The following is a 21290-nucleotide window of genomic DNA, read 5'->3' as shown; positions in this document are numbered from 1 at the left end:
ACCGAGCCTGGCTCTCTAACGAGGCCCGGTGGTCGTAAGTCCCTCTGTGCAGTCTGGCTGTTCAAGATTACTTTCGATTACCCAAATTTAAATCAAACAGTCATTGCGACACGCAAGGAGATCACATGGCCCAACCTCGTGTTGTCACCATCCACTACACGCTCACCAACGACCAGGGAGAAGAACTGGATTCCTCCCGTGTAGAAGGTCGCGAGCCTCTGTCCTATGTGGAAGGTGCTCAGAACATTATCGGCGGATTGGAAAATGCGCTGAATGAAAAGAACGCTGGCGATCAGGTGAAAGTATCTGTCGAGCCCGGAGAAGGCTACGGCGAAGTCAACGAAGAACTGGTTCAGCCGGTTCCGCGTTCTGCGTTTGAAGGTGTGGACACCATCGAGCCGGGCATGCAGTTCCAGGCACAGACTCCGGGCGGCCCCCAGGTAGTTCGTGTTGTGGAAGTAGGCGACGAAACTGTCACTATCGACGCAAACCACCCGTTGGCAGGTCAGACCCTGCACTTTGACGTGGAAGTGGTTGAAGCGCGCGAAGCAACCGACGAAGAGCAAGAGCACGGTCACGCTCACTAAGGCTTTTCCGGTTGTCTGAAAGCGGCCCCTTGCGGGCCGTTTTTTTATGGCTGAACAAAAAAACGGCCCGAAAAGGGCCGTTTTTCCAACACTCCGAATCACATATTCGGGTAATTCGGACCACCGCCACCTTCCGGTGTCACCCAGGTAATATTCTGGGCCGGGTCCTTGATGTCGCAGGTCTTGCAGTGCACGCAGTTCTGGGCGTTGATCTGGAATTTCTTGCCACTGCCATCCTCTGCATCAACCACCTCATACACACCTGCCGGGCAATAACGCTGCGCGGGTTCGTTGTACTTCGGCAGATTCTCCTTGATCGGGATCTCAGGGTCCGACAGCTTCAGGTGAATCGGCTGATCTTCCTCGTGGTTGGTGTTGGAAATGAACACCGAGGACAGCTTGTCGAAGGTCAGCTTGTTATCCGGCCGGGGATAGTTGACCTTCTTCGCCTGGTCAGCCGGCTTCAGGGTTGCGTAGTCCGGCGTGGTGTCGTGGAACGTAATCGGCAGGCTGCGACGCAGGATGTTCTGCTCGAAATAGGCGATGGCGCCACCCACGAAATTACCGAACTTGTGCATACCCGGGCTAAAGTTGCGCTCGTCGTACAACTCTTTATACAGCCAGCTGTCCTTGAAGCGCTCCTCAAAGCTGGTGATTTCCTCACCGCTCTTGCCATCCTTCAGTGCCTCGAACACAGCTTCTGCACCCAGGATGCCGGACTTCATGGCAGTGTGAGAGCCCTTGATCTTGGAGCTGTTCAGTGTGCCGGCGTCGCAGCCCAGCAGCAGGCCGCCCGGGAAGCTCATCTTCGGCAGGGAATTGAAGCCGCCCTTGGTGATGGCGCGGGCACCGTAAGCGACCCGCTTGCCACCTTCCAGGTGTTTCTTGATTTCCGGATGCAGTTTCAGTCGCTGGAACTCATCGAACGGGCTCAGGTGCGGGTTGCTGTACGACAGATCGGTTATCAGGCCCACGTAGACCTGGCCATTCTCCAGGTGATAGAGGAAGGAACCGCCGGTGGAGCCGGATTCATTCAGTGGCCAGCCGGTGGTGTGGATAACCAGGCCGGGCTCGTGCTTGGCCGGGTCGATGTCCCACAGTTCCTTGATGCCGATGCCGTAGTGTTGCGGGTCCTTGCCTTCGTCCAGCTTGAAGTCATTGATCAGGCGCTTGCCCAGGTGACCGCGGCAACCTTCGGTAAAGAGGGTGTACTTGGCGCGCAGTTCCATACCCGGCATGTAGCCGTCTTTCTCGGAGCCGTCACGGGCTACGCCCATATCGCCAGTGATGATGCCCTTGACCTGACCATCTTCAACGATAGTCTCAGAGGCGGCAAAACCAGGATAGACCTCGACACCCAGGCCTTCAGCCTGTTCGGCAAGCCAGCGGCACAGGTTACCCAGGCTGATGATGTAGTTGCCGTGGTTGTGCATGTTCTTGGGCACAAAGGCATTGGGGATCTTGCTGGCGTTTTCCTGGTTCTTGAGCAGGAAAATGTCATCTCGCGTGACCGGCGTGTTCAGCGGTGCGCCTTTCTCTTTCCAGTCAGGGAACAGTTCGTTGAGGGCAGTGGGTTCAAACACCGTGCCTGCCAGAATATGAGCCCCGATCTCGGAACCTTTCTCAACGACACAGACGGTCAGTTCCTGTTCGGCTTCCTGGGCCATCTGCATGACGCGACAGGCTGCCGAGAGGCCAGCTGGGCCACCGCCGACGATAAGAACATCAAATTCCATCGATTCGCGTTCCACGTTGGTCTCCTCATCTTTATTGGTAATGCCAACAGGCAATTTCTCAGGGGCGTCATCATACCGGTAAAACGTTGTGTAGACGACTCCCTCAAAGCGAAAGCCCCTGTTCTGTTAACTGAAAGGATACCGCAATTGAATAATCAAACAAACGTTTGTTTGAAATTTGGGTTTACCTTTGGCATTGTTAAATGGCGCTGGGCTAAAATGTGTTTTTTGAGTCATTTTTTAGTATCGTCTCACGCTCAGGTGGAGTCAACTGGTGTGCATTGGCCGCGAGCGCGGCTGTTTAACGTCCAGTGGGGCTATTGACCCCGATGCCCTTTGCCTGCAGTATTATGACGCCCTTACAGACAGCAGGCCCCGCAAGCATGTGCTGTTCTCAAATGTAAACTCATCGTATGAAGAACGAGGAATCTATGAAGGTTCTGGTCGCCGTAAAACGAGTTATCGACTACAACGTGAAGGTGCGCGTCAAGCCGGACAACACCGGCGTTGATCTCGCCAACGTCAAAATGGCAATGAACCCATTCTGCGAAATCGCTGTTGAAGAAGCGGTTCGCCTGAAAGAGAAGGGTGTTGCCAGCGAAATCGTGGTGGTATCCATCGGCCCGAAGGCCTGCCAGGAGCAAATCCGTACCGCTCTGGCTCTGGGTGCTGACCGTGGTATCCACATCGAAACAGACGAAGAGGTTCAGTCTCTCGAAGCGGCCAAGCTGCTCAAGAGCGTTGTTGAGAAGGAAGAGCCCAAGCTGGTCATTCTCGGCAAACAGTCCATCGATTCCGACAACAACCAGACTGGCCAGATGCTGGCCGCGCTAACTGGTATGGGGCAGGGTACGTTTGCCTCTGAAGTAGTTGTTGAAGGCGACAAGGTTAACGTAACCCGTGAAGTCGACGGCGGCCTGATGACCGTTGCCCTGAACCTGCCTGCGGTTGTTACCACGGACCTTCGCCTGAACGAGCCGCGTTACGCTTCTCTGCCAAACATCATGAAGGCCAAGAAGAAGCCGCTGGACAACATGAGCCCGGCTGACCTGGGTGTTGAGCTTGCTCCGCGTCTTTCTACCCTGAAGGTAGAGGCCCCGGCCTCTCGCCAGGCAGGCGTGAAGGTTGCTGATGTAGCTGAGCTGGTCGACAAACTGAAGAACGAAGCGAAGGTGATCTAAATGAGCATCCTTGTAATTGCTGAACATGACAACAGCGAGCTGAAGCAGGCAACCCTGAACGTTCTGGCTGCTGCCAAAGCCATCGGTGGCGACATCGACGTACTGGTTGCCGGCGAGAACTGCGGAGCGGTAGGCGAAGCAGCGGCGAAAGCCGAAGGCGTTAGCAAGGTACTGGTTGCCGACAACGCCGTGTATGGCCACTTCCTGGGTGAGAACCTGGGTGAGCTGGTTGCCGAGGTAGGCAAAGGTTACAGTCATATCCTGGCCGCCGCTGGTACCGTTGGCAAGGATTTCATGCCGCGCGTCGCAGCGCTGCTGGACGTTGCCCAGGTGTCCGACATCATGCGTGTGGAGTCAGAAGACACCTTCGTTCGCCCGATCTACGCCGGTAACGCCATTGCGACCGTCAAATCCACTGACAGCATCAAGGTGATCACGGTTCGCCCGACGGCCTTTGATCCGGTTGCCGGTGAAGGTGGTTCTGCCACAGTTGAAACCCTGGATGTTGTCAAAGACGCAGGCCTGTCCCAGTTCGTCAACGAAGAGCTGGCCAAGTCCGACCGTCCGGATCTGGCAAGCGCCGGTATCGTGGTTTCCGGTGGTCGTGGCATGCAGAACGGCGAGAACTTCAAGATGCTGGAGCAGATTGCCGATCTGATGGGTGCTGCTGTTGGCGCTTCACGTGCTGCGGTAGACGCCGGCTTTGTGCCCAACGACATGCAGGTCGGTCAGACCGGCAAGATCGTTGCACCCCAGCTGTACATCGCCGTTGGTATTTCCGGTGCCATCCAGCACCTGGCGGGCATGTCTGACTCCAAGGTGATCGTTGCGATCAACAAGGACGAGGAAGCGCCGATCTTCCAGGTAGCCGATTATGGCCTGGTTGCAGACCTGTTCGAAGCGGTTCCACAGCTTGAGGAAGAACTGAAGAAAGTTATGTAACTTTCGGATTCTTCGTAAAAAAGGCACCTACGGGTGCCTTTTTTGTTTGCCTCGGTTTATTCGCCTTTCGGGCTTCTACGCGTTGTCAGTTTCTTTTCTTTTTTACCGATAAACAGCGAATCTGCCAGGATATGCAGAGCCTTGTTGGTGGTATGAACCGTGCGATAGATCCTGTCACTGGTCTGGTCGTGGCTCCTCCGTGCCCGCCGAGCGTTTTCCCGTAGTTCCTCACTGGTTGAGAAGCGGTCGATGAGGCTGAAGGTGGTGGTGGTTATCGTCCTGTGTACTTTCTCCACGGCACTGGTGCCGTTCTTGACGGTTTCTTCCAGAAGCCGGGCGCGATTGCGGGTTTCCATCAGGTCCATGCGGCTTTTCTGCAAGTGGTTGTGAGCCGAAATCTGCTTTGCCCTGAGGATTCTGAGGTCACGAGTGTTACGGGCGTGCTGCCTCATGGCAAAAATGACGAGCCCGGCAGTGACGGCAGTAGCAAGCAGGCTTAGCAGGGTGGTTGCGTCCATAGCGGCTCCTATCAGCTATTATCGGTATTCCAGCTTCATTTCCACGTCGATTTCCCGTTCTGCCAATTCCATCTCCAGTTCCTTCATCACTTCCTGGTAAACCAGTCGTTTCACCATAACAGGAAGCCGATCGGCCAGCATGCGGGCCGATTTGGATTCGCGTTTCGCCAGGGCAATCGGATCCCGCACCCGGAGCGTAAGTAACATTTCCGGTTCCCGTGTATTATCAGGGCCATAGCTCTCAGCCAGTGCCTCCGCGATAACTTTTTGCTGGCGGTGCACTCGCCAGAACAGCCAGCCGCTGACAATGGCGAGTATGAGGCTCAGTACCAGAAGCAGGGTGTTCAATGGGGTAACCTCCGGGGTTCGGGTAAATCAATTTTGACAGAGTGTGCCGTATCGACCAGTTAAATCGATTGGCCGGTGCGACGTTTTTGTCGTAATTTCCAGGGCAACAACCGTAAGGATAATGACATGATCTGGTTAAAAGCGTTCGTCAGTGGTTTTCTCGCAACACTGATTTTCCACCAGGGCCTTTTTGCCCTGTTCTACTTCGCAGGCATAGTGCCAGCAGCACCGTTCAATATGAACCCGGTGCCGCCCCTGGGTGTACCTGCTGTGTTCTCGCTCGCATTTTTCGGCGGGCTTTGGGGCCTGGTACTCTGGGCGCTTCTCGGGCGCCTGAATGGCTTTAAGTTCTGGTTGGGTAATGTAATAGTAGGCGCCATCGGACCAACCGCCGTCGCGATGCTGGTTGTCTTCCCCCTCAAGGGGCTCGCCGTCTCGGCCCAGACCTGGGTTGGAGGTTTGATGCTCAACGGCTTCTGGGGTCTCGGCGTTGCGCTGTTCCTCGTGCTGATGGGCGCGAAGGCAGCCCGGTCCGGCGCTGCCAATTCATAACGGATATTGACGGATTAAGGACAACCAATGAGCACAAAGACTGACACCACTTACGACATCGTGGTATTCGGGGCCACCAGTTTCGTGGGGCAAATTCTTACTGGCTACCTGTTTGAAACCTATGGCATTGGCAAGGATGTCCGCTGGGCTATCGGTGGCCGTTCAGAGAGTAAGCTCAGTACGCTAAAGCAGAGCCTTGGCAAGGGTGCAGCGGACCTGCCAATGATCGTAGCGGACGCCAGTGATGAAAGCGCGCTTAAAGCCATGTGTGATCAGACCCGCGTTGTCATCTCGACGGTAGGTCCATACGCCCTTTATGGGGAGCCGCTGGTGAAAATCTGCGCTGAAACCGGAACGGATTATTGCGATCTGACCGGTGAGGTTCAGTGGATTCGCAAGATGCTCGAAGCCTACGAAGAAACAGCAAAAGCCTCTGGCGCCCGCATTGTTCATTGCTGCGGCTTCGACTCCATTCCCTCGGATATGGGTGTCTGGTTTCTGCAGGAACAGGCGGAAGCAACCTTCGGAACGCCCTGCCAAGACGTTCGCATGCGGGTGAAGGTCGCCAAGGGCGAATTCTCCGGTGGCACAGTGGCCAGCTTGATGAATGTGGCCAAAGAGGCCGCTGCAGACCCCAAGTTGCGTAAGGAGCTGGCTAACCCCTTCTCCATTTGCCCGCCGGAACATCGTTCCAAAACCCGTCAGCCCAGCCTTAAAGGAGCTGAGTTTGACAAGGATTTTGGTGTCTGGCTGGCGCCATTCGTGATGGGGGCTATCAACACCCGGATTGTTCATCGTTCCAATGCCCTTCAGAATGCGCGTTACGGAAAAGAGTTCACCTACGACGAGGCAATGATGACAGGGCGTGGCTTGAAGGGCCGTCTTGCAGCCTATGGCATCACCGGGGCCCTGGGAGGGTTCTTGACTGCTTCGGCGTTCAAGCCCTCTCGCTGGGTGGTGGAAAAGTTTGTGCCCAAGCCAGGCGAGGGGCCAAGCCCTGAGGCCCAGAAAAACGGCTTTTACGACTTGCGTTTCGTGGGTAAAACCGCCGACGGCAAGACCATCAAAACCAAGGTGACCGGCGACCGGGATCCGGGTTATGGCTCCACCAGCAAGATGCTGGGTGAAGCCGGAATGAGCCTTGCCTTTGATGTTGAGGTCGACAAACAGGGTGGATTCTGGACCCCGTCATCACTGCTGGATGGCAAACTCTTCGAGCGCCTGACAACCAAAGCAGGCCTGACGTTCGAGGTACTGGAAACCAGCTGAGCCGGCATCAGCTGAGCCGTATGGTGCGGTCGGAGGCGGGTAAGGCCTCCGGCGCGTGCCCCAGCGCAATAACCGTTTTCCCTGACAACCACTGCTGCATCCCGGCTGCAATCCTGTCCCTCGTGGGCGCATCTACGCCAGTAAACGGCTCGTCCAGAATCACCAGTGGTGCCTCGTTCAGAAGCACCCGTGCCAGAACAATTCGCCGGGCTTCCCCCCCTGAAAGCTGGCTGCCCATCGATCCCAGCCAGGTGTTGAGTTGTGCCGGTTCGTGAGTGAAGCGATCTGCCATTTCCACCAGGTTCAGAATACGCCAGAGTTCCGCATCAGAGGCATCCGGCCTGCCAATCAGCAGATTCGCTTTCAGTGTGTCCTCGAACAGCACAGTCTGTTGCGTGAGATACGCTGGTGGCCGGCGGCGAGCGCGGCCCGAGGCAGGTTTCTCGAGGCCGGCCATGACCTCGGCCAGCGATGATTTTCCGGCACCGGAACTGCCAATAATGTTGACGCATTCACCGGCCAGTACCGAGAGATCGAAACGGCTGAGTACCGGAGAGTGATCTCCAAACCGGATGGTCACCTGTTCCAGTTCCAGCGCATGGCGATCGTCTACCGGTAATTGCCCGGGCTCGGTTGCGTTGGACGATTCTGCCGAACAGTCACGGTTCAGCCTGGCCGCAGAGGCAAGCGTTCCGCCCAGCCTGGCAAACGCATCCGGAAGTACAGAATAGATCTCCAGCAGCCCCAGAAGGGCGATTGGCAGCAACACCACCAGCGGCCCGGTAACAGTGTCTTGCTGGAACAGATCAAGCCCCATCCACAGAGCCAGAACAACAGCCAGGTTCACCATTACCTGCGCCAGCCCCAGGTTCCAGCCGGTGCGAGTATCAGCCCGAGAGTCACTGCGGGCAATCTGGTCAGCCTGGCGCAGGCAAAGGGCGGCGTGTTTGCCGGTGCGGCCTGCCGCCGTCAGTTCGGCAAAGCCTTCGATGTGCTCGATCACGTCAGTCCGCACTCGTTCGCGAGCGTCTGTTTGCCGGTAAACCAGATGGCGGGTGCGCAGGTAAACCACAACCGTCGCCACCAGAAACGCCGGCAACAGTGTGATCACCAGGGCTATGGCGATATCCCGGCTATAGAACACACCGGCAACGACTACCAGTATGACGGTTACCAGCGCCGCAAGGGCCGCAGGCGCTATCAGTCGAAGGTACAGAGTATCCAGGGCATCGACGTCATTGGTCAGCCGTGACAGCCACTGAGGACCCTGTAAGGTGTTCCTGCGGTGTCGTGCGGAGAGACAAAGCCGCTCAAACAGGGCCACCCGGATATCCGTCAACAGGCGCAGCACCGTATCGTGGTTGTAAACCCGCTCGGCATAACGGGCAACCGTGCGAGCCACTGCAAAGAAGCGTATGCCGCCACCGGGAACATACAGGTTGAGCGACGACTGTATTCCGGCAGCCAGCAACAGGCCAGTGAGGGCGGTGGCGGTAATAAACCACCCTGACAACGCCAGCAGCCCCATACCTGACAGCAGGGTAACCAATATCAGCAAGCCGCCTGTCACCAGTCGGCCCGGACGCCGGAAGATCAGGGTCAGCCAGGGCCACAGTTCACGCATCGTGCACACCTCCCCCGGTTACCAGCAAGGTGCGGTTCGCCAGGGTGAGCAGGGCCTGATGGTGGGTAGCAAAGATCAGCGTTTTACCCGCCAGTGCCAGTTTGTGGAGCGCTTCAAGAATGTAGATCTCACTGTCGCTGTCCAGGCCTGCTGTGGGCTCGTCGAGCAGAATCAGGTCATAATTGGCAACAAATACGCGCGCCAGGCTCAGCCTGCGAGCCTGGCCACCGGAGAGGCCCTGGCCATCCTCGGTGATTCGGCTGTAGATGCCCCGTTCCCGACTGTTGAGCAGGCCCCCGAGGCCGACCTGGCGTAATGCGGTCTCTATGGCAATGTCGGTGGCGTCCGGAGTTGTCAGCCGAAGGTTGTCCGCCCAGGTACCGTGCACCAGAAACGGAGACTGCCCGAGCCATCCGAAAGACTGCTCCCCGGGTGCGGCCCCGAAGACGGTTATGTTGCCCTGGTCCGGTTGCATATAGCCCGCCAACAGATAGAGCAAAGAAGACTTGCCGCCCCCGGAAGGACCGGTGAGGGCGATCACATCGCCTTTTTGGATCTCCAGCGACACCTGATCCAGTACCGGACGCCCGGTATCGTAGGCGAGAGTCAGGTCCCGCGCGGTAATCGCATCTGGCGATTGTGGATGATGGGTGCTTTGCGCCGGGGCCCGGGGTTCATCAATCCCATAAAGCCTTTCTACAATCTCCGCACCCGCGCCCATGGCCGCTGCACGGTCGTGATAGTGCTGGGATAACAGGCGCAACGGCTGGAAGAATTCCGGTGCCAGTAACAAAACCAGCAACCCCGAGAACAGCGTGAGGTCTTCCGCTGGCCCGTAGGTGATATAGCCCAACAGGCCAAAGCCGATATAAATGGCCACGACGGCGATGGCAACCGAAGAAAAGAACTCAAGTACCGCTGAGGACAGAAAGGCAATTCTCAGGGTTTTCATGGTGACGCGGCGATAATCGTCGGAGCGTTTGCGCAAGGTTTCTGCTGCCGGCTCCGTCTGACCGAACAATTGCAAGGTTGTCAGCCCCCGAACCTTGTCCAGGAACTGACCTGACAGCCGGCCGATGGTCTGGAAATGCTGCTGGTTGAGCTTCTCGGCACCCATGCCCACCAGCGCCATGAACAAGGGAATGAGGGGAGCGGACAGCAGCAGGAATATCCCCGCGAGCCAGTCCAGCGAGAACACCACCACCAGAACCAGTAACGGCACGATCACAGCCAGAATCATCTGGGGCAGGAACCGGGCGAAGTAGCCATGCAGGGCATCGGTATGGTCGAGCCACTCACGGGCCAGGGTGCCCGCAGAAATCTGGCCGATGGCAACAGGTCCGGCTTTTTGCCAGCTGCGATTGATCTGGTGGCGCACCTCACTGCGCACCTTACGGCTGCATCGGGCCGCAAACCGGGCCTGAAATCCCTGGGCAATGCCTCTGATCAGGATTGCGGCCACAGCGCCAGTGAATAGCAGGGAGAGCTCTTCAACGGGCACCTCCGCAACGATGCCCTGGTGGACTATTCCTGCGAGGAAAGCCATCTGCGCAATGGTAGCAAGCCCTACTACCACGCCCGCTGATACCGTCGCCAGTATCAGCGGGCGGCCATGGGCAGCAAGCCCGCCAAGCCAGCTTCGGGCCGTGGCCTGTTCTGCCACTTAGTGGTAACCCTCGCCGGCACGAACCTTGCCGCGGAACACCCAGTAGGTCCAAGCGGTGTAGACAAGCACAACCGGAATGACAAACACCAGACCAATCAACAGGAACAGCTGGGAATCGTAGGCGGAAGCCGCATCCCAAAGGGTAATGTCCGGCGGCACCACGTAAGGCCAGCGACTGACAATCAACCCCAGGTAGGTGAATATGAACAGCCCCAAAGTTGCCACAAAGGGCATACCCTCAAAGCGGTTACGCACTGACCGGAAAATCTGGAAGGCGCAGATCAGAGTCAGTGCCGGCAGTATCCAGATAATGGTGATATTGGAGAACCAGCGGTCTTTGACCATCTCGTCCACGAACGGTGTCCAGATACTGATGATGACGAACACGCCCAACACGCCGAGCAACAACGGGACGGTGATCCTGTAGGCCCATTCCTGAAGCCGACCTTCGGTTTTCATGATCAGCCAGGTGGAGCCCAGAAGGGCATAACCGGCGAGCAGGCCGAAACCGGTCAAAACAGTGAACGGGCTCAGCCAGTCCAGCGCACCACCGGTGTAAACCCCGTCGGTGACTTCAAACCCCTGAATATAGGCACCAACCACCGCACCCTGGGCAAACGCCGCCAGGGTTGAGCCACCCGCAAAGGCCCAGTTCCAGAGATAGCGGGAGGTACTGGCCTTGAAGCGGAACTCGAACGCGATGCCCCGGAAGATCAGGCCGGCCAACAAAAGGAACACACCGATGTACAGTGCCGGCAAAATAGTGGTGTAAACCAGGGGAAATGCAGCCAAAAGCCCGGCACCGCCCAGCACCAACCATGTTTCGTTACCATCCCAGACCGGCGCTACGCTGTTCATCATGGTGTCCCTGTCCTCTTCCGTCGGTGCGAAAGGAAAGAGAATGCCCATGCCAAGATCAAAGCCATCCATCACCACATACATGATGATGCCGAACCCGATAATAAATGCCCAGATCAGAACCAGATCAAGCATGCCCATAATCAGTGACCTCCCTGGTTCAGTGGCTTGTGCGTGTCATTATCATCGATCTCGAACGGCACATGAGCGGCAGAGAAGGGGCGCTTTGGCCGGTCGGACTCGTACTCCTTATCGATATCGCTGTCTTCCATTCCCACATACAACACCCGCATCAGATAATAGACACCGGCACTGAACACCAGAGCATAGACCACGAAGTACCCAATCAGTGAAAACAGCGCCATACCGCCCGTCAGTGAGGGAGTAACAGCCTCACTGTGGTTCATCAGCCCCTGAACCAGCCAGGGCGCACGGCCAATCTCCGTCACAAACCAGCCCGCCAGCACCGCGACAAAGGGTGTCAGGCTCATGAGCCTCAAACCCTGCAGGAACCATGGTGTTTGCCAGTAACGTCCACCAGCGCGAAGTACCAGGCCGGCAAAGGCAAACACAATCATCAACAGGCCCAGGCCAACCATCACCCGGAACGCCCAGAACACAATAGCCACCGGCGGCTGCTCCTCTGCCGCCACTTCATTCAACCCGGGCACTTCCCCATCCCATTCGTGGGTAAGAATGAAGCTGGCCATACCGGGGATTCCAATCTCGAACCGGTTGGTCTGGTTTGCCTGATCCGGAATGGCAAACAGCAGCAGCGGCACATTGCGGGAGGTTTCCCAGTTACCTTCCATGGCCGCCACCTTCATGGGCTGGTGCTCCATGGTGTTGAGGCCATGAAAGTCGCCTACAACTGCCTGGGTCGGAGCAATAACCAACAGCAGCCAAAGGCACATGGACAGCGCTTTGCGGTTTGCTTCAACTTCGCGGCCTTTAAGCAGGTACCACGCACTCACGCCTGCCACCACAAAGCCTCCGGTCAGGAAGGACGCCAGCACCATGTGGGTAAAGCGGTAAGGGAAGGAGGGGTTGAAAATCGCCTCGCTCCAGGAAGTCACAAAGAACACACCATCCCGGAATTCGGTGCCGGCCGGAGTATGCATCCAGCTGTTGGCGGAGAGAATCCAGAACGAAGAAATAAAGGTGCCCGTTGCTACCATGACTGCCGCGAACAGATGAACGCCGGGGGGTACCTTGTCACGGCCGAACAGCAACACACCAAGGAACGCCGCTTCCAGGAAGAAGGCCGTTACCACCTCATAACTCAGCATAGGTCCCAGGAAATTGGCAGTGGCCTGGGCAAAATTGCTCCAGTTGGTGCCGAACTGGAAAGACATCACAATGCCCGACACCACGCCCATGCCGAAGACCACCGCAAATACCCTGGTCCAGAAGGCAGAGAGCTTCACCCAGGAAGGATTTTTTGTCTTGAAGGCCAGGCCCTCAAGGACAGCAATGTAAGACGCAAGCCCGATGGTAAACACTGGGAAAATGGCGTGAAATGACACCACAAACGCGAACTGGATTCGCGATAGGATAAGAGGATCTAGTTCCATGGGAACCCTCCGGTAACGTTTACATCATAACGAACGGGCCCAGCGAACCCGTTCAGCCGCTGCCTTAGCTCAAATTGTTATGTTGTTATTACCGGCAGATCATTGTCATGCTACTAAACATGGCGACGAAACCGATAGGTCAGATTGTCGCACCTCTTGATATAGCACAAGTATGGTGAAGCCAATGAGCTTTTACGAGAACCGGATACTGCCACACATCATAGACCGCGCCTGCTCCATGGGCCAGGTGATGAAACTGCGCAGTCAGGTAGTTCCACACGCCAAAGGCCGGGTACTGGAGGTGGGCATGGGCTCTGCCATCAACATGGAGTTCTATAACCCCGACCATGTCGACATGGTGTACGGCCTTGAGCCTTCAGACGGGATGCGCCGCAAGGCCAAGCCCAATCTCGCCCGATCTCCCATCAAAGTGGAGTGGCTGGACCTGCCCGGAGAAAAAATCCCCCTGGAAGATCATTCCGTGGATACCGTCCTGCTCACTTTCACCCTGTGCACCATTCCGGACTGGCACACCGCTTTGCAGCAGATGTGGCGAGTGCTGAAACCCGGTGGTGAACTCCTGTTCCTGGAGCACGGAGAATCTCCCCATGACAACATCCGCAAATGGCAGCACCGGATTACTCCGGGTTGGAAGAAGCTTGCCGGTGGCTGCCACCTGAACCGGCACATCGCCGACCTGATCCGGCACGCCGGTTTCGAGATCCTGGAGCTGGAAAACCTTTACATTCCCAAAGCGCCGAAAATCGCCGGTTACATTTATAAGGGCAGGGCGGTGAAACCTGTGGATGCCTGACTCAAGGATTCACGGCGAAGCAGAATCTGAATTGCGTTACCGTACGCGGCCTTATACAATCCTGCCCGTCAAAACTCCCTCCGAATGCCCGGATGGTGGAATAGGTAGACACAAGAGACTTAAAATCTCTCGACCGTTAGGTCGTGCCGGTTCGATTCCGGCTCCGGGCACCATATCTTGACGTAACAGTCCCTCAGCCTGCGCCACTCTGTCCCTCCGGCCACCTCCGAATGGTCTAAAATAAGTGAATGGAACAACCTCAAGCGCTTCCCCTGATCCATTCAAAAGAGCAGGTGCCCGCCATGAAACCCGAATTCAGACCCGGCAAGAATATTGCCATGAAAATACCAGCACATGAGTACGAAAGCACCGTTGGTTTCTATCGCGATGTTGTAGAACTAAGAGAGCTTACCGCCATCGGCAGCGACACCACGCCCCGGTTCGAGTTCGGGGACAAGGTGTTGTGGCTGGATTGTGAAGCACGGATCAGCCAGGCGGAGATATGGCTGGAGATAGTCACCGATAATATCGAGCTTGCATCGGAATACCTTGCTGAGCAGGGCTGCGATCGTCGCGATGAAATCGAACCCTTGCCGGAGGGCTTCCAGGCGTTCTGGGTATCGAGTCCGTCAAATATTATTCACCTGGTGTCTGCGGGCTGACGATTGGGGTGCCAGGGTGCCAGGGTGCCGACGTCCGTTGCTCAATATCCGTCCCGAACACCACGCGGTACCTGTTGGTGAGGGTGGCATGGCAGCGGCAGGCTGCTCTCTCAAGACCGGCATGATCAAGAATGCGGATCTCACCACGGGAGTGACTGATCAGGCCTCGCCGATGCAGGGAGCCGACCGCGTGGGTTATGCCGCTTCGGCGCACTCCCAACGCATGGGCAAGCTGGGAGTGGGTCAGATGGACCGTATCGGTGAGGCTCAGGTCCCGGGTCATCAGCAGCCACCGGGCCAGGCGGGGCTCGATCTCGTGGAAATGCATGCAGGCAGCGGTCTGGAGGGTTTGCATCATCAGCCGGAACTCGTAGTGATGCACTGACTCCAGCAGATGCGAGTTCGAACGCAGTTCCTGTTGCAATTGCGCCGTCGCCATCATCAGGGCAGTGCCGGCCACCTGCACCTCCGCGCGCATAGGCGCCGTCAGGATGCCCAGTGACACTGTAGATCCGAGCATGCCGTCGCGACCGACCAGGCCCAACTCGAGCGGCGAGCGGTTATCAAGTGTCATAGCCAGTGAAATGACCCCGGACGTCGGAAAATAGGCCGCTTGCAAGTCCTGATTCGGCTCCCACAGAACGTCTCCCTGTCTGAGCTCGGTTCTGTGACACAGGGCTGTAAACCGTCGGCCTTCCTCTTCCGGTAGCGCCTCGATTATGGCGTTTCTGTCCTCTTTACATCCCTCGGTCATCGTAATGGCCTCCCTGCGGCATTCCGGCCGTTCAAGTTTCCCTTCCATGGACCGGCAGAATTTCCCCAATACCCTGTACTCATATCTGATTAAGGTCTGTGCGTTTGCGCACTCTGGCGTTCTGCAATTGGACGTATCCCGATATTGGAGGGCCGGATTACGACCATCCATTTCCGGCTATGTTCGATAGCGTACAGAACTCGGAAACCAGTGAGCCTAGCCTCTTTGAGTCTTTGATATAGCAATAAGTGAAAGGCAACCGCATTACTTTTACGGAACGGGGTATTGGCCAAAGCCAATAGTCCAATCATAAGGAAACAGGATGTTAAAGCTCCCCGAAAACACGTTAACAAGATTTTCCTTGGTCATCGCCACGCTTTCGTTGGCCGCCTGTGGAGGTGGTGGCTCTGGTAGCACCACTGTCGTAAGTGAGAGCAACCCCGGCGGCGACACGCCTGTGGATACTTCAAGTGGTAGTGACGACTTTTCTGGAACAGAAGTTCAAGACTACTTCGTAGGAGATACTGCAATACTCAAAGCTGGAGTTTTTTCAGCTATGGTGACTTACGTAAATGATAACCCGCCTCCGGTCGATGGCGTCATGTTATTAAGCCCTACGGGCAACTATACGTTTATCATGGATACCGACTGGAATACTTCTTTTAAAGCCAACATTGTTCAAGGCACTTTAACTTCCGACGGCATTTCTGACTCAGGGTTCTATGACATAGAGGGCCCTGTGGTTGAGTACGAACTCTTTGACGAATGGTTTCGCACGCCGGAGACTTCCGACAAGAAGGCGACTATCGTTGGTGTTGTGCCTTCAGATGATAATGATTCTGCATTTCTTGATACCGGGACCCGTGTAGAGGAAATCGCGATTAATCGAGACCCCGTCAGTGATCTGAGCCTTAGTTTTGCACAAATTCAAGGCATATACGAGAGCACCGCCGGTCCAGACCCCCAAATAATCATAGACGGTGACGGTGGGATAAACGGAGTCGACAGGGGGTGTATTATCGAGGGCCAGATCACGATTCCAGTTGCTGCAGTCAATGTTTATGAACTCTCCTACAAAGCTTCGGGTTGCACGAACCTGGATGAAGCTACAGGCGAGGAAAGAGATGGGGATTACCTTGGCATCGGTACTTTCACTCCCGCAAGTAGTGAGGGGGAGGGGAGTATTGAATTTGCCGCAAGCAATGGCAAAATCGCTTTCTATTTTGCCGGTACAAGGTAATCGGATATACCTGATAACATTTCTAAATTGTAAACAACGGTACCCGTTAATGACTCAACAGATTTGAGTTGAATCGGGTGATTTCCGGGTGCCGGCTCTAGACACGCTCACTTCTTCGCCATAGCCTCCAACATCCGGTTAACCGCCTCCAGATGCTCCGGCTCGTTGTGGCACATGCCCTGAAAATTCGCGCACACATCCAGAAAATCTTTCAGCTCCATACGCGGTGCCATTGTCATCAGCCGTTTGGTTAATCGTGTGGCCTTCGGGGGCTGGCTGGCGATGCGGTCCGCCATAGCATTTGCTGCGTTGAGCAGCTCGTCAGCCGGCACCACTTCCAGGACAATGCCCAGCTCTTTGGCTTCCTTTGCGTCAATGATGCGGCCGGTGAGTGTCAGCTCAAAGGCACGCTGGTAGCCGATCAGGCGTTGCATGAACCAGGCGCCCCCGTCTCCGGGAATGATGCCGAGGTTAAGGAAGGTTTCGCCGAATCTGGCGTTTTCCGAGGCGATGCGGATATCGGCCATGTTCGCCAGATCAAATCCTGCGCCGATGGCGGGGCCGTTTACGGCGGCGATGATCGGCACTTCCACGTCCTGAAGGGCCAGGGGAATTCGCTGGATACCCTTGCGATAGCGGTCTGCGCATTCGGCCACATCACCTGCGAAATCTCCGCTGCGATTGGCCATGTCACGAATGTTACCGCCGGCGCTGAAGGCGGAGCCGGCACCAGTGATCACCAGTACCGATACCTCGTCGCACTGGTTCACCCAGTCGGCAGTGGTCACGATGTCCTCGATAAGGCTGGAGCCTGTCAGTGCGTTGCGCAGGTCGTGACGGTTCAGGGTCAGGGTGGCTACCCGCTTTTCCAGGGTAAGCAGTGCATCGGTAAGATTTGGTATGTTGGTCATTGTGGGGTCTCTTGTTGTCTGTCAGCGGATATCTTCGGTAAGCGTCTGGAGAACAGACCTTGAATAAGCTCTAGTTGGTCCTCCCTGAGGTCACGATCCAGTTCCCTGTTCAACGGCAGATGTCTGGTTCGTCCTACGACATCCAGGGCTCGTAGAATCGAACCTGGTGGCCTCCATGCGCTTTAGCAGTGTCTTTAGCCCTATGGGCATTGTGCATCATCTGGTCGTTATTCTTGCCGTCATCGGGAAAAAGCGTTAGGCCCATACTGGCAGAAAGGTGTACCCGTTGAGAATCAACTTCAAACGCCTGTTCCAAGCTGGTCAGAAGTCGCTTGGCAGCTTTCTTCGCCCCACCACTGTCGGTTTTCGTCAAGATCAGGGTGAACTCTTCTCCCTCCAGTCGGGCTAAGGTGTCCATGGCCCTGACTTTGGCACTGATACGTTCGGCCACTTGCTCCAGGAGCCGGTCGCCGGTCTCCTGTCCGAGCTGGTTTTTGGTTTGGTTGAAGCGGTCAAAATCAATCACTAGCAAGGCAAAGGAGCTGCTCTCTCGTTGAGCCTCAAGAAAGGTCTGCTTAAGCCGGTCGAGGAAGAGTCGCCGATTGGGAAGGCCGGTGAGCGAATCAAAATTGGCGTTTCGCCAGACCTGAAATTCCGTCTGTTTGCGCTCAGTGATCTTCCGTGACGTCTTGACGACCGCTTCCACTTCGTTGCGGTCGTTAAAAACGGGGACAAATTGGCAGTTAAAATTGAAGGGCACACCATGATGAAACTCCCTGTGCTGAGTCTCGCCGGTGGCAACGGTTGTAGTAATGGCATCAAGCAACTCGGTGGCCAAGTCCAGAAACAGCTCAAGTGGGGTTTCACCAATAACATCCCGTTGTGGCGCATTCACGAGATCCGCTATCCCCGTTTCAATAAACAGGTGCTTGCCATTGGTGTCAAATAGGGCGGCGGGGTCAATATTGGCTTTTAACATGGTTTCTATCAGCCGCGTATCTTGTCCTCTATGGGGTGAGAAACTGGGCACCAGGTGGCCAATCAGCCCGTCGATGGCCTCGTTGAACCGTACCAATTCATCAATGTCTTTTTCGGTGAGCCCCCTCTGTTCACAACCCCAGGCCCTGGTAACCCGGGCCCGAAGTTCCCGTATCATCTGAAGTATAAAAAAACTTTGTTGAAAACGGCGTGCTCCATGACCACTATCGAAGCCTAAAGCTGGAGATTTGCCGTTGCCCAGGGGGTTTCGTTCTGGCTCGTCTTTGAGCGGGAAAGTGTCGAGGTCTTGTGTTACTCGCTCCAGCACCTCACGGGCTTGATCCTTGAGGGTGCAGCGACCTTTGCCTTTCAATTTCGGTTCGGCTTTGGGCGCGGCTTCTTCCCAGCTTCCGAGCAGCTGCTCCATTTCCGTCTGGATAAAGTGGGTCAGCTTCATAGCGATAGGCCTCCGCCGCGATGTATCGTCAGCTCCCAACGTAGTTCCTAAGCCGTCAAGATTCGGGGTTAATCTGACCCGTCAAACACGCTTGCATACATCGTGTCAGGGTATAGAAATCAAAAAATTGCCTCGATATTCGACGTAATTAATAAATTTCCATTGTCTGCACGCTATCAGAGATAGCCGATTTTTGTATGTTCGGTAACCGACTGAGACCGTTGTTTTCTTGATTTTAAAGTTCTTGATTACGTTAGAGCGATTCTCAGGAGCGATACATGTAGAGATGCTTAGGGGGCGTGCCCGTTCAGCTTGGCTGGCTGAATGAGAGTCCTCTCATCGCTGGAAGGCGTTGACCACCGAAATGTTTGATCAGCGGTTACCCCATTTTTGTCGCTAAACCCTAGCCAAAAAATTGCGCCTCAAATGCAGACGGGGTTATCGGTTTACCGAAGAAATAGCCCTGAGCGCCTTCACACTCATTTTGAATAAGAAAGTCCATGGCCTCTTGATTCTCAACACCTTCCGCGATCACCCGCAGCCCCAAGCCCTGTGCCATGCGAATAATCGCCTTAACGATTGCGGCGCTATTCACGTCTGTCAGTATGTTATGCACAAAGCTCTTGTCGATCTTTAGCTCGTGAACCGGGAGGTCTTTCAAATAACTGAGGGAAGAGTATCCCGTTCCAAAGTCGTCAATGGCGATGTGGATACCCATGTCTTTGATCTTTCTCACTTGCTCGGCGGCCCCTGCAATGTCGCTCATAATGATTGACTCTGTCAGTTCCAACTGAAGCAGGTCCGGAGTAAGACGGTAACGTTGCAAGAGGTTTTCCACATAGATCGAGAAATCCTTATTGCGGAGCTGGACTATCGAAACATTCACGGAAATGCGCACAGGAGGATACCCGGCGTCGAGCCAGGCCCTCGCCTGGGCGCAGGCTTTCTCTATCACCCAGTTTCCAATGGATACCATCAGATGGCCGCTGTCTTCCGCGACCGGAATGAATCTGGCTGGAAGGATCAGGCCTTTTTGTGGGTGGTGCCAGCGTAATAACGCCTCGGCTCCTATCATTTGCTCGGTGCCGGGAGCAATCTGAGGCTGGAAGTACAGGGACAGCTGATCCTGAGCAATCGCCGTACGTAAATCGCTCTCCAGTTCATGGCGTTCCGCTGCGCGCCTGTTCATTTCCGGAGCGAAGAACTGGATGCAACCCCTTCCCCGTGCTTTTGCCTGATACATGGCGGTGTCCGCGTGTTTGACCAGCGACTCTGCATCCTGTCCGTCCTCCGGAAACAGGCTGATACCGATACTGGTCGATACATTCACCGTTTCCTGGTTAAGGACGAAAGGCTCGCTTAAACGCTTGATTATTTTAGTGGCCAACTCCTCAGGAAAGGTCTGGTGGTCGAAACCGGTCAAAAGAACCGCAAACTCATCGCCTCCCAGACGGCTAACGGTATCCGTCCGGCGTACGCAGCCCAAAAGCCTTTCGGCAACCTGTCTGAGAAGTTCGTCACCCACCCCATGGCCAAATACATCATTGACTTGCTTGAACAAGTCCAGATCCAGGTACAATAGGGCAGCTGTTATATTGTAGCGCTCGGCGTAAGCCAGTTCCTGGGTCAACCGTTCAAATAACAAGGCGCGATTCGGTAGGCCAGTCAGGGGGTCGTGAAATGCAAGATAGCTTAATTCTTCGGTCAGCAGGCGGATTTCACTGATGTCCCGAAATGTGGCTACTGCACCTTGAACGTCGCCACGACTATCCCGCAGCGGAGCGGAATGCTTTTCTATGGGGAGTAACCCACCGTCGTACCGGCGCAGCAGAATGTTACCCGACCGTTGGGGTTCGTCCAGGTCTATAGCCCTGAGCGTTGTGCTACTGCATATTTCCCGGGTGGTTTCATCCAGAGTGACCAGCACCTCATCGACGGGTCGGCCGACGGCTTCGGCCTTCAGCCAGCCACTGATTCGTTCAGCGGCTGGATTTAAAAACGTAATGTGGCCTTCGGTATCCGTGCTGATTACGCCATCGGCAATGCTTGTCAGCGTCACCTGCAAGCGTTCCCGTTCACTTTGAAGCTCGCTGTTCGCTTTCTCCACGTAGGTGGTCACTGATTCGACGATGGCCATATCCAGGGCTTCATTGAGAAAGACCAGCTCGCCTTCGGGAAGTTCGCCGGTCCGGGAAGACAGTATTTGAAGGATAATCACCCGCAACAAGCCATACTCCCGGACGACCTCCTCCAGGGAAAACCCGGATTCCCAGCGATGCTGCGCATGATTCCGGGGGCCCTGTTGTGGAAAATCTATATGACGGGTTTTGTCCGGAGCACGCACATATTGGTCAGCAAGGTCACTCAGAATGTCCGGGAGGTTATTGCGTAACTCTTCGCTTGTTGGCTTCCGCGCGGAGGCGAGCGTCTGCCGGTCCAGGCTTTCCCACTCCCGGAGTATGGTTTCTTGCTCTTGGCGGAGAAATTTGTCAAGCGGGAGCCGGGGCTTTGCTGAGGCTTGATCTGGCGGCATGATTCGTCTCTGCTAATGCTTCATTAGGATTTTAGCAGTGTAGAATTTGTAAAGAAATGTGAACATCACACGCCAATACGGTATTC

Annotated in this window: 19 protein-coding genes and 1 tRNA gene; 9 read left to right on the top strand and 11 right to left on the bottom strand. The window is 55.6% G+C overall.

What is annotated here, in order from left to right; all coding sequences use genetic code 11:
• Positions 1 to 125 precede the first annotated feature (125 nt).
• Positions 126 to 587 (top strand): FKBP-type peptidyl-prolyl cis-trans isomerase, encoded by a 462-nt coding sequence (locus FDP08_RS02680; protein WP_137434491.1) that lies wholly within the window; start codon positions 126 to 128, stop codon positions 585 to 587.
• A gap of 98 nt (positions 588 to 685) precedes the next feature.
• On the opposite strand, the gene FDP08_RS02675 is transcribed toward FDP08_RS02680, so the two are convergent.
• Positions 686 to 2338, bottom strand: a complete 1653-nt coding sequence (locus FDP08_RS02675; RefSeq protein ID WP_137434490.1) for an electron transfer flavoprotein-ubiquinone oxidoreductase — start codon at positions 2336 to 2338, stop codon at positions 686 to 688.
• A 416-nt stretch (positions 2339 to 2754) separates the two neighbouring features.
• Here FDP08_RS02675 and FDP08_RS02670 point away from each other — a divergent pair, with 416 nt between their 5' ends.
• Entirely contained in the window at positions 2755 to 3504 is a 750-nt protein-coding gene (locus tag FDP08_RS02670) for an electron transfer flavoprotein subunit beta/FixA family protein (RefSeq protein ID WP_137434489.1), read from the top strand.
• Complete coding sequence (locus FDP08_RS02665) at positions 3505 to 4446, top strand: electron transfer flavoprotein subunit alpha/FixB family protein (protein WP_137434488.1); 942 nt, start codon at positions 3505 to 3507, stop codon at positions 4444 to 4446.
• Positions 4447 to 4502: 56 nt separating this feature from the next.
• Here the strand turns inward: FDP08_RS02665 and FDP08_RS02660 are convergent, their stop codons facing one another.
• Together FDP08_RS02660 and FDP08_RS02655 are read right to left on the bottom strand one after the other, a co-directional pair.
• The gene (locus tag FDP08_RS02660) at positions 4503 to 4964 is read right to left on the bottom strand and encodes a hypothetical protein (RefSeq protein WP_137434487.1); all 462 of its coding nucleotides are present in this window, start codon (positions 4962 to 4964) and stop codon (positions 4503 to 4505) included.
• A gap of 18 nt (positions 4965 to 4982) precedes the next feature.
• On the bottom strand, positions 4983 to 5312 hold the full coding sequence (locus tag FDP08_RS02655) for a hypothetical protein (RefSeq protein ID WP_137434486.1): 330 nt from the start codon (positions 5310 to 5312) through the stop codon (positions 4983 to 4985).
• A 126-nt stretch (positions 5313 to 5438) separates the two neighbouring features.
• Between FDP08_RS02655 and FDP08_RS02650 the strand changes: the two genes are divergently transcribed.
• A complete protein-coding gene (locus FDP08_RS02650) occupies positions 5439 to 5864 on the top strand; it encodes a hypothetical protein (RefSeq protein WP_137434485.1) in 426 nt (141 codons plus the stop codon).
• A 27-nt stretch (positions 5865 to 5891) separates the two neighbouring features.
• Positions 5892 to 7133, top strand: a complete 1242-nt coding sequence (locus FDP08_RS02645) for a saccharopine dehydrogenase family protein (RefSeq protein WP_137434484.1) — start codon at positions 5892 to 5894, stop codon at positions 7131 to 7133.
• Positions 7134 to 7140: 7 nt separating this feature from the next.
• Here the strand turns inward: FDP08_RS02645 and cydC are convergent, their stop codons facing one another.
• From cydC to FDP08_RS02625, 4 genes are read right to left on the bottom strand one after another with little or no spacing between them, the layout of a single operon-like run.
• Positions 7141 to 8757 carry a thiol reductant ABC exporter subunit CydC gene (gene cydC / locus FDP08_RS02640; RefSeq protein WP_137434483.1) on the bottom strand — a complete coding sequence of 539 codons (1617 nt, stop codon included), beginning with the start codon at positions 8755 to 8757 and terminating at the stop codon, positions 7141 to 7143.
• Positions 8750 to 10420, bottom strand: coding sequence for a thiol reductant ABC exporter subunit CydD (gene cydD / locus FDP08_RS02635; RefSeq protein WP_137434482.1), 1671 nt, complete (start codon positions 10418 to 10420; stop codon positions 8750 to 8752). The genes cydC and cydD overlap by 8 nt, the downstream gene beginning before the upstream one ends.
• Complete coding sequence (cydB, locus tag FDP08_RS02630) at positions 10421 to 11422, bottom strand: cytochrome d ubiquinol oxidase subunit II (protein ID WP_137434481.1); 1002 nt, start codon at positions 11420 to 11422, stop codon at positions 10421 to 10423.
• Between the two features lie 2 nt (positions 11423 to 11424).
• Positions 11425 to 12855 carry a cytochrome ubiquinol oxidase subunit I gene (locus FDP08_RS02625; RefSeq protein ID WP_137434480.1) on the bottom strand — a complete coding sequence of 477 codons (1431 nt, stop codon included), beginning with the start codon at positions 12853 to 12855 and terminating at the stop codon, positions 11425 to 11427.
• Positions 12856 to 13039: 184 nt separating this feature from the next.
• Here FDP08_RS02625 and FDP08_RS02620 point away from each other — a divergent pair, with 184 nt between their 5' ends.
• The 3 genes from FDP08_RS02620 to FDP08_RS02610 all read left to right on the top strand — a co-directional run bounded on the left by FDP08_RS02620 (position 13040) and on the right by FDP08_RS02610 (position 14331).
• Entirely contained in the window at positions 13040 to 13669 is a 630-nt protein-coding gene (locus FDP08_RS02620; protein WP_137434479.1) for a class I SAM-dependent methyltransferase, read from the top strand.
• A gap of 86 nt (positions 13670 to 13755) precedes the next feature.
• A tRNA-Leu gene (locus FDP08_RS02615) sits at positions 13756 to 13842 on the top strand.
• Positions 13843 to 13971: 129 nt separating this feature from the next.
• Positions 13972 to 14331, top strand: a complete 360-nt coding sequence (locus FDP08_RS02610) for a hypothetical protein (protein WP_137434478.1) — start codon at positions 13972 to 13974, stop codon at positions 14329 to 14331.
• Here the strand turns inward: FDP08_RS02610 and FDP08_RS02605 are convergent.
• A complete protein-coding gene (locus FDP08_RS02605; RefSeq protein WP_170978960.1) occupies positions 14306 to 15133 on the bottom strand; it encodes a Crp/Fnr family transcriptional regulator in 828 nt (275 codons plus the stop codon). The two genes, FDP08_RS02610 and FDP08_RS02605, sit on opposite strands and share 26 nt — an antisense overlap.
• A gap of 274 nt (positions 15134 to 15407) precedes the next feature.
• On the opposite strand from FDP08_RS02605, the gene FDP08_RS02600 reads away from it, so the two are divergent.
• Positions 15408 to 16325: a hypothetical protein gene (locus FDP08_RS02600; protein WP_137434476.1), complete on the top strand. Its 918-nt coding sequence runs from the start codon at positions 15408 to 15410 to the stop codon at positions 16323 to 16325.
• Positions 16326 to 16432: 107 nt separating this feature from the next.
• Here the strand turns inward: FDP08_RS02600 and FDP08_RS02595 are convergent, their stop codons facing one another.
• From FDP08_RS02595 to FDP08_RS02585, 3 genes are all read right to left on the bottom strand, one after another.
• Positions 16433 to 17236 carry an enoyl-CoA hydratase-related protein gene (locus tag FDP08_RS02595; RefSeq protein ID WP_137434475.1) on the bottom strand — a complete coding sequence of 268 codons (804 nt, stop codon included), beginning with the start codon at positions 17234 to 17236 and terminating at the stop codon, positions 16433 to 16435.
• Between the two features lie 133 nt (positions 17237 to 17369).
• A complete protein-coding gene (locus FDP08_RS02590) occupies positions 17370 to 18671 on the bottom strand; it encodes a sensor domain-containing diguanylate cyclase (protein ID WP_137434474.1) in 1302 nt (433 codons plus the stop codon).
• Positions 18672 to 19074: 403 nt separating this feature from the next.
• Positions 19075 to 21204 (bottom strand): putative bifunctional diguanylate cyclase/phosphodiesterase, encoded by a 2130-nt coding sequence (locus FDP08_RS02585; RefSeq protein ID WP_137434473.1) that lies wholly within the window; start codon positions 21202 to 21204, stop codon positions 19075 to 19077.
• Between the last annotated feature and the right edge of the window lie 86 nt (positions 21205 to 21290).

The sequence above is a fragment of the Marinobacter panjinensis genome, assembly GCF_005298175.1.
Classification (GTDB): domain Bacteria; phylum Pseudomonadota; class Gammaproteobacteria; order Pseudomonadales; family Oleiphilaceae; genus Marinobacter; species Marinobacter panjinensis.
This window is presented reverse-complemented; position numbering and strand designations above follow the sequence as displayed.